The organism is Kitasatospora sp. NPDC001309 (genome assembly GCF_042896295.1).
Lineage (GTDB): Bacteria > Actinomycetota > Actinomycetes > Streptomycetales > Streptomycetaceae > Kitasatospora.
This window is the reverse complement of sequence record NZ_JBIAXC010000002.1, coordinates 332,915-344,598: the sequence shown is the minus strand read 5'-3', so window position 1 is coordinate 344,598 and position 11,684 is coordinate 332,915. Positions and strand designations below refer to the sequence as shown.

The 11,684-nt window shown below is 73.1% G+C and carries 10 protein-coding genes; 1 reads left to right on the top strand and 9 read right to left on the bottom strand.

Translation table 11 applies throughout. From position 1 onward, the window contains the following. Positions 1-127: 127 nt before the first annotated feature. The 4 genes from smc to ACFY2K_RS03715 all read right to left on the bottom strand — a co-directional run bounded on the left by smc (position 128) and on the right by ACFY2K_RS03715 (position 6,294). Positions 128-3,748 (bottom strand): chromosome segregation protein SMC, encoded by a 3,621-nt coding sequence (smc, locus tag ACFY2K_RS03730; protein WP_387709414.1) that lies wholly within the window; start codon positions 3,746-3,748, stop codon positions 128-130. Between the two features lie 157 nt (positions 3,749-3,905). Further along, entirely contained in the window at positions 3,906-4,109 is a 204-nt protein-coding gene (locus tag ACFY2K_RS03725; RefSeq protein ID WP_030243474.1) for a hypothetical protein, read from the bottom strand. A 411-nt stretch (positions 4,110-4,520) separates the two neighbouring features. After that, the gene (locus ACFY2K_RS03720; protein ID WP_380525269.1) at positions 4,521-4,820 is read right to left on the bottom strand and encodes an acylphosphatase; all 300 of its coding nucleotides are present in this window, start codon (positions 4,818-4,820) and stop codon (positions 4,521-4,523) included. 124 nt (positions 4,821-4,944) lie between these two features. Further along, positions 4,945-6,294 carry a hypothetical protein gene (locus tag ACFY2K_RS03715; RefSeq protein WP_380525270.1) on the bottom strand — a complete coding sequence of 450 codons (1,350 nt, stop codon included), beginning with the start codon at positions 6,292-6,294 and terminating at the stop codon, positions 4,945-4,947. A 318-nt stretch (positions 6,295-6,612) separates the two neighbouring features. Between ACFY2K_RS03715 and ACFY2K_RS03710 the strand changes: the two genes are divergently transcribed. Beyond that, positions 6,613-7,533, top strand: coding sequence for a hypothetical protein (locus ACFY2K_RS03710; protein WP_380591566.1), 921 nt, complete (start codon positions 6,613-6,615; stop codon positions 7,531-7,533). Between the two features lie 36 nt (positions 7,534-7,569). On the opposite strand, the gene mutM is transcribed toward ACFY2K_RS03710, so the two are convergent. The 5 genes from mutM to ACFY2K_RS03685 all read right to left on the bottom strand — a co-directional run bounded on the left by mutM (position 7,570) and on the right by ACFY2K_RS03685 (position 11,536). After that, a complete protein-coding gene (mutM, locus tag ACFY2K_RS03705; RefSeq protein ID WP_380591568.1) occupies positions 7,570-8,445 on the bottom strand; it encodes a bifunctional DNA-formamidopyrimidine glycosylase/DNA-(apurinic or apyrimidinic site) lyase in 876 nt (291 codons plus the stop codon). A 54-nt stretch (positions 8,446-8,499) separates the two neighbouring features. Beyond that, on the bottom strand, positions 8,500-9,288 hold the full coding sequence (gene rnc, locus ACFY2K_RS03700; protein ID WP_350508254.1) for a ribonuclease III: 789 nt from the start codon (positions 9,286-9,288) through the stop codon (positions 8,500-8,502). A gap of 20 nt (positions 9,289-9,308) precedes the next feature. Beyond that, entirely contained in the window at positions 9,309-9,482 is a 174-nt protein-coding gene (gene rpmF, locus ACFY2K_RS03695) for a 50S ribosomal protein L32 (protein WP_030056747.1), read from the bottom strand. Positions 9,483-9,484: 2 nt separating this feature from the next. After that, positions 9,485-10,129: a DUF177 domain-containing protein gene (locus ACFY2K_RS03690; protein WP_375891745.1), complete on the bottom strand. Its 645-nt coding sequence runs from the start codon at positions 10,127-10,129 to the stop codon at positions 9,485-9,487. A 162-nt stretch (positions 10,130-10,291) separates the two neighbouring features. Beyond that, positions 10,292-11,536, bottom strand: a complete 1,245-nt coding sequence (locus ACFY2K_RS03685; protein WP_387709410.1) for an ATP synthase F0 subunit B — start codon at positions 11,534-11,536, stop codon at positions 10,292-10,294. Positions 11,537-11,684: the final 148 nt, after the last annotated feature.

Genomic DNA, 11,684 nt, shown 5'->3' with positions numbered 1-11,684 from the left:
GGCCGTCATGAGGTCGTCAAGCGGCTGAGTGAGAAGCCCCCTCGCGCGCGAGGGGGAGGAGTCACAACCCGACCAGTATCCGTGATCGGGTCGTCCGGGAGCATCTGCCCCGGCGTAGGCCGTTGGATCAGACCATCGGCCCTGAGGTGATCGCCTCGTCGTGCTGCCGGGGAGGCACCGAGAGTGCTTTCCGCTCCCGGTGCCCCTCGCGCAGTCGCTGGCTGATCACCTGGGAGATCCCGTCGCCCTTCATGGTCACGCCGTACAGGGCGTCGGCGGACTCCATGGTCAGCTTCTGGTGGGTGATCACGATCAGCTGGGAGCTCTCCCGGAGCTCCTCCATGATCCCGACCAGCCGGCGCAGGTTGGTCTCGTCCAGCGCCGCCTCCACCTCGTCCATCACGTAGAACGGGCTGGGCCGGGCCTTGAAGATCGCCACCAGCAGGGCCACCGCGGTCAGCGAGCGCTCGCCGCCGGACAGCAGCGACAGCCGCTTGACCTTCTTGCCGGGCGGACGGGCCTCCACCTCGACCCCGGTGGTGAGCATGTCGTCCGGGTCGGTCAGCACCAGCCGCCCCTCGCCGCCGGGGAAGAGCCGGGCGAAGACGCCCTCGAACTGGGCGGCGGTGTCATGGTAGGCGGCGCTGAACAGCTGCTCGACCCGCTGGTCCACGTCCCGGACGATGTCCAGCAGGTCGCGCCGGCCGCGCTTGAGGTCGTCCAGCTGCTCGCCGAGGAAGGTGTGGCGCTCCTCCAGCGCGGCGAACTCCTCCAGCGCCAGCGGGTTGACCTTGCCCAGCTGCTGGTACGCCTTCTCGGCGGCCCGCAGCCGCTTCTCCTGCTCGGCCCGGACGTACGGGTACGGCTCCCCCGGCTCCTGCCCGTCCTCCGCCGCCGAGGGCGGGACGGGCCGGTCCGGCCCGTACGAGGCCAGCAGCTCGCCGCCGTCGATGCCGAACTCCTCCAGCGCGCGGGCCTCCAACTGCTCGATCCGCAGCCGCTTCTCGGCCCGCAGCACCTCGTCCCGGTGCCCGGCGTCGACCAGCTTGTCCAGCTCCTCCTTGAGCCCGCGCCCGTGTTCGCGGTGCTCCCGGAGCTCGCGCTCCCGCTCGGTGAGCGCCTGTTCGACGGCCGCCCGCCCGGCGTCCGCGCGGGCCAGCGAGACCTCCAGGCAGGCGAGCAGCTGCCGGGCGCCCGCCGCGACGGCGTTCGCCACCCGGGCGTCGTGCTCGGCGCGCCGGCGGCGCTCGGCGGCCCGGGCGCGCGCCTCGCGCTCGGCGCGGGCGGCCCGGTCCAGCTGGTCGGCCCGGCCGGTCAGGGCGCGGACCCGCTCCTCGTGGGTGCGCACCGAGAGCCGGGCCTCCAGTTCGGCCTGCCGGGCGGCCGAGGCGGCCTCGGTGAGCCGCTGCTGCTCGGCCCGGTCCGGCTCGTCCTCCCCCGCGTCCGCCGACTCCTCCGCGACGGCCAGCCGTTCGGCCAGTTCCTCGGCGGCGGCGAGCAGTTCGGCCAGGCCCTGTTCGGCCCGCGCGGCGGCGGCCGAGAGCCGTTCGGCCTCCCCGGCGGCGGCCCGGGCCTGCCCGCCGAGCCGGCCGAGCGAGCCCGCCACCCGGGCCCGTTCCTGCTCGGCCTGCCGTCGCTGTTCGCCGAGCCGCTCCAGTTCGGCGGCCGACTCCCCGCGCAGTGCGGTGAGTTCGGCCAGCCGCCCGGCCGACTCGGCGCAGCGCAGGTCGACCTCCGTGATCGCCCGGGCGGCCCGGTCCACCGCCGCCCGGGTCTCCAGCTCGCTGGGCGCGCCGGCGGAGCCGCCCTGGGCGAAGCCGGCGCCCAGCCGGTCGCCCTCGGCGGTGACGGCGGACAGTCCGGGGCGTTCGGCGACCAGGCGCAGCGCCTGGTCCAGGTCGGCGACCACGGCCACCCCGGCCAGCCGGTTGCGTACGGCGGCGAGCAACTCGGGCGGCCCGTCGACCAGTTCGGCGGCCCAGCGGGCTCCTTCGGGCAACTCGCCCTCGGTCCGGGGCAGTTCGGCGGCACCGGCGACCAACAGTGCGGCCCGCCCGGCGTCCTGGGCGCGCAGCAGTCGCAGCGCCCCGGCGGCGGCGCCGGGCGAGTCGACCGCCACGGCGTCGGCGGCCGCGCCGAGCGCGGCGGCGAGCGGCACCTCGTGGCCGGGTTCGATCCGCAGCAGCGCGGCGGCCGGGCCGAGCACGCCGGCCAGTCGCTCCCCCGCGTCCAGCAGTGCGCCGGTGCCGTCCTTGCGGCGCAGTCCGAGCGAGAGCGCCTCGTGCCGCGCGGTCAGCGCGGCCCGCTCGCGTTCGGCGGCTCCGGCCGCCTCCCGGGCCGCCGCCAGCTCCCGTTCGACCTCGGCCAGCCGGGCCCGGGCCCGCCGGTAGCCGTCCTCGGCCCGTCCGTCCTCGACGGCCGAGCCGTCCACCTGCTGCTGGAGCTCGTCCAGTTCGCCCTGGGCGGCCCCGGCGCGCAGCAGGGCCTCGTCCCTGGCCTCGGTGAGCCGGCCGAGTTCGGCCTGCGCCGAACCGGCCCGGGAGCGGGCGGCGGCGGCCTGCCCCTGGAGCCGGGCCAGGCCCTCCCGGCGGTCGGCGATGGCCCGGGTGGCGTCCCGCAGCCGGCGTTCCTCGGCGGCCAGCGCGGATTCGAGTCCGCTCTTGTGCTCGACCGCCTCGGCCAGCGCGTACTGGGCCTCCTCCAGTGCCTCGGCGAGTGCGGCCTCCTCCTCGCGGACCCGTTCGGCCTCCCGCTCCAGCTCCTCCGGGTCCCGGCCGCGGCGTTCCTCGACCGTGCCCCCGGCGACGGCGTGCCGGGCCCGGGCCTCGGCCAGTCCGATCGTGCCGCGGGTGCGTTCGGCGAGCGCGAAGAGCCGGTACCAGGTCTGCCGGGCGGCCTCCAGGCCCGGCCCGAGCTGCTGGACCTGCGCCTCCAGCACGCGTTCGCGCTGCACCGCCCGGGCCAGTTCCTGTTCGACGGTGGTCCGGCGCAGCCGCAGGGCCAACTCGTCGGCGACCTCGGCCTCGACGGCCCGGCGCAGGGCCAGCAGGTCGTCGGCGAGCAGCCGCAGCCGGGCGTCGCGCAGGTCGGCCTGGATGCCGGCGGCCCGGCGGGCGACCCTGGCCTGCTTGCCGAGCGGGCCGAGCTGGCGGCGCAGTTCGGCGACCAGGTCCTGGACCCGGTTGAGGTTGGCCTGCATCGCGTCCAGCTTCCGCAGCGCCTTCTCCTTGCGCTTGCGGTGCTTGAGGACGCCGGCCGCCTCCTCGATGAAGGCGCGCCGGCCCATCGGGTCGGCGTGCAGGACGGAGTCGAGCCGGCCCTGCCCGACGATGACGTGCATCTCGCGGCCGATGCCGGAGTCGGAGAGCAGTTCCTGGATGTCCAGCAGGCGGCAGGTCTCGCCGTTGAGCGCGTACTCGCTGCCGCCGTTGCGGAACATGGTCCGGGTGATCGTCACCTCGGCGTAGTCGATCGGCAGGGCGCCGTCGGCGTTGTCGATGGTGAGGCTGACCTCGGCGCGGCCCAGCGGGGCGCGCCCGCTGGTCCCGGCGAAGATGACGTCCTCCATCTTGCCGCCGCGCAGGGACTTGGCACCCTGCTCGCCCATCACCCAGGACAGCGCGTCCACCACGTTGGACTTGCCGGAGCCGTTCGGGCCGACCACGCAGGTGATGCCCGGTTCGAAGCGCAGGGTGGTGCTGGAGGCGAAGGACTTGAACCCGCGCAGCGTCAGACTCTTCAGGTGCACGCGGCCAGTCCCCTCATTCGCTCACGACGGGAACCGACTGTATCCGCAGTCCGACACGACGAAGGGACGCCACATCCGGGCGTCCCTTGCAAAGCTGCGTCCCTTTCGGGGCGGCTCAGTGCACAGCGGCGTCGATCTGGGAGGACCGGGGCGGGGCTCAGGTGAGCGCCGGCTCCCGCTGGTCCAGATCGATGCTGTTGAGCAGCGAGTGCTCGTCAGCGACAGCGGTGAGCGCGTCGTTCTCAGCCTGCATCCGAAGGAGCTCGGACTCAAGATCCTGGACGCGCTGCTGAAGCCGTCGCATCTCGGAGAGCATTCGCGGGTCGGGGCCGCCGACGTACCCGAGAAGCGCCTTTGCCATGATGAATGGTCCTCCACGCTGAGTGACCGAACCGGAACGGTACAGGTCTAGGGGGAAGGGGGACGCACGCGCGGCGCGCACCGGAAGTGCTGGCTGGGCACTACGGCACAACCGCCGTGAGCTGGGCTCACGAGAGCATGCGCCTGCCGGGGAACGCGATCGTGTGCGCGGGCTTCAAGCGTCTCACCAAAGACGGAAAGGGTCAACACGATCACCGCACGCTACCGCGCCCCTGTCACCTGCCCGGCGGTGTCGTCACGCCTGGGGGTCTCGGGCCCGGGTCCACCACGTGCTCGTGGATCATCGTTCGATGCGGAGTCAACCACGAGTCTGCCCGAATGGCAACCGTATGACACCGACGGTTGCCGATCATTTCCGGGGCGCGACGGCGGCGCCCCGCAGGGAGACGGCTCAGCGGATCTCGAAACCCTCGTAACCTGCGCCGACGGCGGTCCAGATCTCCGTCACGCCACTCACCGCGCCGGGCGTGTCGGGGCCGCGCAGCTGGGCCAGCAGCTGCTCGCAGTCGGCGGCCAGGCCCTCGGCCACCACCTGCACCCGGCCGTCGCCGAGGTTGCTCGCGTAGCCGGTCAGGCCGATCTCCAGCGCCCGCGCCCTGGTCCACCAGCGGAACCCGACCTGCTGGACCTTCCCCCGGACCCAGGCGGTCACCCGGACCGGTTCATCACTGTGGGCATCGCGACCGTGCATGCCCCCGACCCTAACGGGCCCCGGGGCAGGTCACCGCTCCAGGCCTGCCGGGGACGGCGAACGGCCCCGCCGGTCGGAACCGGCGGGGCCGTGGGGATCGCGGACGGATCAGCGGATCAGCGGGTCACCAGTCCCCGCCACCGCCGCCGAAGTCGCCGCCGCTGCCACCGCCCCAGTCGCCGCCGCTGAAGTCGGAGGCGTTGAAGTCGGCGCCGGTGAAGTCGCCGCCCTCGTACTGGTCCTGGTAGCCGCCGTGGCCGCCCTCCATCATCGGGGCCGCCGCGTAGGCCGGGGAGCTCATCATCGAGCCGAGCATGGTGCCGACCAGCAGGCCGCCCAGCAGGCTGCCGCCGCCGAAGCCGCTGTAGTACCCGCCGGCGTACGGCGCGTAGGCCGGGCCCGCGTTCCAGTACGGCTGCGGGCCGTGCTCGGTGTCGACGGTGCGCACCGCCGGGTCGAGGCCGGCCGCGACGCGGTCCGCGTCGGCCTGGCAGACCGGGACGGGGCGGGCGGAGCCGCCGGCCGGGGCCCAGTCGACGTCCTTGACGGACGGGCCGTGCCGCGGGTCCATGAAGCACGGGGGGCGCCGCTCGGGCAGCGGGCGCTTCTCGCGCCGGGCGGCCAGGGTGGCCAGCTGGAACCGGCCCTCCTCGATCGCCTCGGTGACCTGCTTGACGTCCTCGGGCTTCTTCGCCTCCTCCATCAGCCGCTTGGACTTCTCGTACGAGTCCAGGGCGTGGCTGTAGTCGGTGCGCTGGGCGTCGTCGGCGTCGGCGGCACGCGGGTTGAAGTCGAGCCGCTCCAGCTCGACGCCGAAGGCGGTGATGTCCTCGTCGACGACGCGGCGCAGCTGCTCCAGCTCGGCCCGGGCCTGCTCCTCCTTGCGCTTCTTGGCGCGGCGGAAGAGGAAGAAGACACCGGCGCCGGCCAGGGCCAGCAGCAGGACCGGGATGATCACCCAGGCGATCGAGGTGCTGCTGTTGACCCCGCTGCCCTTGGTCTGCGGGGCGGCCTGGTCGACGAAGTCGTTCAGGGTGGCGTTGATGTCGCCCTTGTCGGCACGGTGGACGGCGCCCGCGATCCGGCTCGCCGCGCCGGCGCTCATCGCCCCGCGGTCCGAGTAGGCCAGGAAGTCGTCGTTGCCGTGCCAGACGGCGTAGACGCCGTCGATGCCCACCAGGGTGCGCAGGTCGGTGCCGATGGTGGCCTTGTTGGCCGCCTCGGGGACGACCGCGACGAAGATCGGCTTGTCGGCCTTCTCGATCTTCTTGGTCAGGGCGTCCGCCTGGGCCTGACTGAACCGGTCCTGCATCGCCGGGGCGACGTAGACCTGGCCCTTCTTGAGGGTGGCTGCGGCGTCGCTCAGACCGCCGGCGGCCGAGGCCGCCGGGGCAAACATGAGCAGCGCCCCGAGCAGCGCCGCCACCAGGGCAAGTGGCCCGGCGCCCCGGGAACGTCGTGCAAGGGTTCTCATAACCCCCGACGCTACCGTGACCAGCGGCGGAGCACGCCATACCCTTCGCATACTGGTGGTGACAAGATTCCCCGCCGTCCGGCCGGACGGCTCCCCTTCTCGCGGATGACATTTCCCCGAGTCGACCCCGATACGGGTGGGGCGCGGGAACCACATGAGGCGGCCGGACGTACGTCCCGGCGGGCCCGGGGGCACCGTGGGGGCCGCTCCGGCCCGGTGCGAGGGGGCGTCCCGACCGTACCGCGCGACGGGGCAGACTGTTCCCGGACCGCCGGTCCCATTACTTCTTCTTGACCCAACTCCCGATCGGAGCGCTCGGTGATCATCGGCCTCGTCACGGCTGTGGCGGCATCCGCCTGCTACGGCACCGGCTCGGTCCTCCAGGCCGTCGGATCCCGCCGCTCGGCGCGGGAGGAGGCGGCCAAGGGCGCCGCCGGCTCGACCACCGAGCACGGTGGCCCGAGTCTGTCCTCCACCGCCAAGGCCGCCGTGACCTGGGAGTTCATCACCGGCACGGTGCTCGATCTGATCGGCTTCGGGCTCGGCGCGCTGGCCGCGCGGCTGCTGCCGCTGTTCCTCTCCCAGACCATCATCAGCGCCAACCTGGTGATCACCGCGGTGCTCAGCATCAAGCTGCTGGGCATCCGGCTCAAGCAGTTGGAGTGGGCCTCGATCGGCGTGCTCTGCTCGGCCCTGGTGCTGCTGGCGGTCTCGGCCGGCCCGGAGGGCGGCCACCACGCGTCGATGGCCTTCCACTGGGGGCTGCTGATCGTCACCACCGTGCTGCTGGCCGGCGGCAGTCTGCTGGTGCGCCGGATGGGCTCCAAGGGCGCGATCGTCGCCGGTCTGCTCTCCGGCCTCGGCTTCGGCGCGCTGGGCGTCGGGGTGCGCGTCCTGAACGGCGTGGAGCCCTTCGACCTGGTCCGGCTGATCTCCGACCCGGCGCTCTACGCGATCCTGGTCGGCGGCCTCGGCGGCATGTACGTGCACACCGTGGCGCTGCAGATCGGCTCGGTGAACGGCGCCACCGCCGCCCTGGTGGTCGGCGAGACGGTGCTGCCCGGCGCGATCGGCGTGCTCTGGCTCGGCGACTCCTCCAAGGCGGGCCTGGGCTGGCTCGGGGTGGCCGGCTTCCTGCTCGCGGTGGTCTCCGCGGTCGGTGTCGCCTACTTCGGCCAGGACACCCACGGCAACCCCGGCGGGACGCCCGCCGACCGTCCCGAACTCGCCCACAAGTAGCGGCGATCGGCCCCCGCTGCGTCAGTCCCCGCTGTGTCAGTCCCCGCTGCGGTCCCGCGGCACGCGCTGGCAGCGGGGGCAGAAGTAGCTGGACCGGTTCATCCAGGCGGCCCGCCGGATCGCGGTGCCGCAGCGGCGGCAGGGCTCGTCCTCGCGGCCGTAGGCGTCGAGGTCCCGGGAGAAGTAGCCGCTCTCGCCGTTCACGTTGACGTAGAGGCTGTCGAAGCTGGTGCCGCCCACGGCCAGCGCGGCCGTCATCACGGCCCGGGCGTTGGCCAGCAGCAGTTCGGACTGCGGGCGGGTGAGGGTCGCGGTCGGCCGGTCGTAGTGCAGCTTCGAGCGCCACAGCGCCTCGTCGGCGTAGATGTTGCCGACGCCGCTGATCAGGGTCTGGTCGAGCAGGGCGCGCTTGACGGTGGTGCGCTTGGCACGCAGCGCGGCGACGAAGGCCGCGTCGTCGAAGCGGGGGTCGAGCGGGTCGCGGGCGATGTGCGCGATGGAGAGCGGGGTGCCCTCGGCGTCCTCCTCGGCCTCCTCGACGGCCAGGCCGCCGAAGGTGCGCTGGTCGACGAAGCGCAGCTCGCGCCCGCCGTCGGCGAAGCGCAGCCGGACCCGCAGGTGGGTCTCGTCCGGCACCGCCGGGTCCTGGACGAGGAGTTGGCCGCTCATCCCGAGGTGGCCGATCAGCGAGGAGCCGGCGCCGGGGCCGCCCAGCGGCACCCAGAGGTACTTGCCGCGGCGCTGCGCGGCGCCGAGGACGGTGCCGGTCAGCCGGTCCGCGAAGTCGGCCGCGCCGCCGGGCTGGCGGCGGACCGCGCGCGGGTGCAGCACCTGGACGTCGGCGACGGTGCGCCCGGCGACCCAGTTCGCCAGACCTCGGCGGACGACCTCGACCTCGGGGAGTTCGGGCACGGGAACAGGCCTCCTGCGTACGACGATCCGGCAGGAGGCCAGGCTACTCGCCGGTCAGGCCCCGGCGGGCAGCCGGTCGGCGTACTTCTCCTTGATCGCGCGCCAGGCGCTCTCGGCGGCCTTCTGCTCGGCTTCCTTCTTCGAGCGGCCGACGCCGCTGCCGAAGTCCTCGCCGGCCACCCGGGCCGCCGCGGTGAAGGTCTTCTCGTGGTCCGGACCGGACTCCATGACCACGTACTCGGGCACGCCGATGCCCACCGAGGCGGTGAGCTCCTGGAGGCTGGTCTTCCAGTCCAGTCCGGCACCCAGCTGAGAGGACTCCTCGATCAGCGGGTCGAACAGTCGGTGGACGAACTCGGTCGCCGCGTCCAGGCCCTGGTCCAGGTAGACGGCCCCGATCACGGCCTCGACGGTGTCGGCGAGGATCGACGACTTGTCGCGGCCGCCGGTTCCCTCCTCACCCTTGCCGAGGCGGATGAAGGTGCCGAGCTCAAGGCCCCGGCCGACGTCCGCGAGCGCGCGGGAGTTGACCACCGCGGCGCGCAGCTTGGCGAGCGTGCCCTCCGGGACGTCCGGGTGGACGCGGTAGAGGGTGTCCGTCACCACCAGGCCCAGCACCGAGTCGCCGAGGAATTCCAGGCGTTCGTTGGTGGGCAGACCCCCGTTCTCGTACGCGTACGAGCGGTGGGTCAGGGCACGTACCAGAAGGGCGCGCTCGAGCGTGTACCCGAGGCGCCCTTCCAGGACGTCGTATTCGGTCGAAGCCGGCCCACCGGCCTTGCCGCTGCCCGAAGAACCCTTCGAGGCAGAGGACGCCTTGCGGGTGGAGTTACCGTCCGACATCGATCCGTGCACCCCGCCGATCAGACCGAGAGGACCTGGCGGCGGTTGTACGTGCCGCAGCTGGGGCACGCGATGTGGCCGAGCTTCGGCTCGTGGCAGCGGTCGCACGCCACGAGAGCCGGAACAACGGCCTTCCAGTTGGACCGACGGTGGCGCGTGTTGCTGCGCGACATCTTCCGCTTCGGAACAGCCACGGCTACTTCTCCTGGTTCTCGGCGGCACCCTCACGGGTGTCGCTGTTCTTGATCCCGTCACCCTCGTCGCCGGGGGCGGCGGAGAGTCCCTGCAGAGCCGCCCACCGGGGGTCGGCGGCGTCGTGGTGGTGCGCCGGGTCGTCGCTCAGGCGTGCTCCGCACTCGGAGCACAGGCCCAGGCAGTCTTCCTGGCACACCGGCTGCAGCGGCAGTGCGAGCACCACCGCGTCACGCAGCACCGGCTGGAGGTCGAACAGGTCGCCCTCCAGGCGGTAAGTCTCTTCTTCCGAGTCCTCGTCGAGGTCCTCGGTCCCGGTGGTCCGGGCGCGGTGACGCTCGTCGGACTCCGGGTAGTAGTACAGCTCCTGGAAGTCCACGTCGATGTCGAAGTCGACGGGCTCCAGGCACCGGACGCACTCGCCCTCGACGTGGGCGTCGGCGGTGCCGGTGACCAGCACGCCCTCGACCACGGACTCCAGGCGGAGCTCCAGCTCGATCGGGCTCTTCTCCGGGACGCCGATCACGTCGATGATCCCGAAGCCCTCGGGGGCCTCCAGGGTCCGGCTCACCTTACGCATCGAGCCCGGGCGACGGCCGAGCTCGTGCGTGTCGAACACGAGGGGGTCGCGGTGGTCGAGGCGGTTCAAGGTGTCCTGACTTCCATAGGGATCAACGCCGTGCCCCCCGTCACGCGCCGGCGTTGCGAGGGCAAGCCGACAGCCGGACATGGGGATGCCGGAGTGGTCAGACTACCGGAGTCTCCCGCCAGGCCCAACTTCGGTCCCGTCGCGAGGCTCCGGGGCGGCCGCTCAGCGGCCGCCGAGCTCCCTCAGCCTGGTCATGTCGATCATGCTGGTGTCGAAGAAGCTGGTCTCGTCCAGGTTCTGCTGCTGCTGGTGCGGCACGGCCGGGGGCAGGGCGGGCTGCTGCGGGTAGGCGTAGCCGTCGTACGGCTGGGCCGCGTAGCCGTCCTGCTGCTGGGGATAGCCGTAGGCGTCCTGGTGCTGGACCTGGTGCTGGACCTGGTGCTGCTGGCCGTCGTAGTGGGGCTGCTGCTGGGGGTAGCCGCCCTGCTGCTGGCCCCACTGGGTGTTGTACGGGTCGCCCTGGCCGGCCGGGTCGAAGCCGCCCCCGTACACCTCGGCGTACTGCCCGGCCTGGTGCTGGCCGGTCTGGTGCTGCTGGTGCTGGTCGCCCTGGTGCTGGCCGGTCTGGTGCTGGGCGGTCGCCGCGTACTGGTCCGCGCCGGGGGCCTGCCAGCCCGCCGCGGCCGGGGTCTGCTCCGGCCAGGTCTGCTGCTGCGGGACGTCCTCGCGGTACCAGGCGAGGTCGGCGCCGTCGGCGTCCTCGGCGAAGCCGGCGGCCACCGCCTCGGCGCGCTCCTTGGCCTGCTGGGCCTCGTCGGCGGCGGCCAGGTAGGCGCCCAGGTCGTCGATCGGCTTCTTGCCGAGCAGCTTGTCCCGGCCCCTGCCGACCGCCTCCAGGGTCGCGCTGAGCACGTTCTCCAGCGTGGCGAGCTTCACGTCGACGTACTCGTCGACCTCGGGGCTCGGGCTGTGCCGCTGCGGCTGGAACTCCTCGCCGTCGCTCTCGGCCTCGACCTCGAAGCCGGCGTCGCCGCGCAGCTTGGTCCGGCCGCGGCCGACCGCGCCGAGCGTCTTGGTCAGCACCACCTCGAAGTTGGCGAGCTTGCTGTCCACGTAGTCGTCGGCCTCGGCACGCCGGGTGTCGACGTCGGCCCGGGCCTCGGCCAGGATCCGGTCGGCCTCGTTCTGGGCCCGGCGGACCACCTCGGTGTCGGAGATCAGCGAACCGCGCTCGGAGTGCGCGCCCTGGATGATCCGGTCCGCCTCGGCCTGGGCGTCGGCCACCACCTGCTCGTGGTCGGCCATCACCGACTGGGCCTGGGCGAGTTCGGCGGGCATGGCCGCCTTGAGGTCGTTGAGCAGGCCGATCAGCTCGGCCCGGTTCACCACGCAGGAGGCCGACATCGGCATCGAGCGGGCGTTCTCGACCGCCGCCACGATCTCGTCGACCTTGTTCTGCACGTCCACGGGGCTTCGTCTTTCCGTGTGCCGCCGACGGTCCGGCGGAGGCAGGCCCGGCGCGGTGGACCTCACCGCAGGGCAGGACTACAGACTGTACGGCCCCCGCGCGGCGAGCTCACAACGCCTGCGCCGAACCGGCCTCCACCGCCCCGGA

Coding starts and splice junctions, on each gene's coding strand:
- ACFY2K_RS03725 (WP_030243474.1), bottom strand. CDS start 4,109: ATGGCAAAGGCGCTTCTCGGGTACGTCGGCGGCCCCGACCCGCGAATG.
- ACFY2K_RS03720 (WP_380525269.1), bottom strand. CDS start 4,820: ATGCACGGTCGCGATGCCCACAGTGATGAACCGGTCCGGGTGACCGCC.
- ACFY2K_RS03715 (WP_380525270.1), bottom strand. CDS start 6,294: ATGAGAACCCTTGCACGACGTTCCCGGGGCGCCGGGCCACTTGCCCTG.
- rnc (WP_350508254.1), bottom strand. CDS start 9,288: ATGTCGGACGGTAACTCCACCCGCAAGGCGTCCTCTGCCTCGAAGGGT.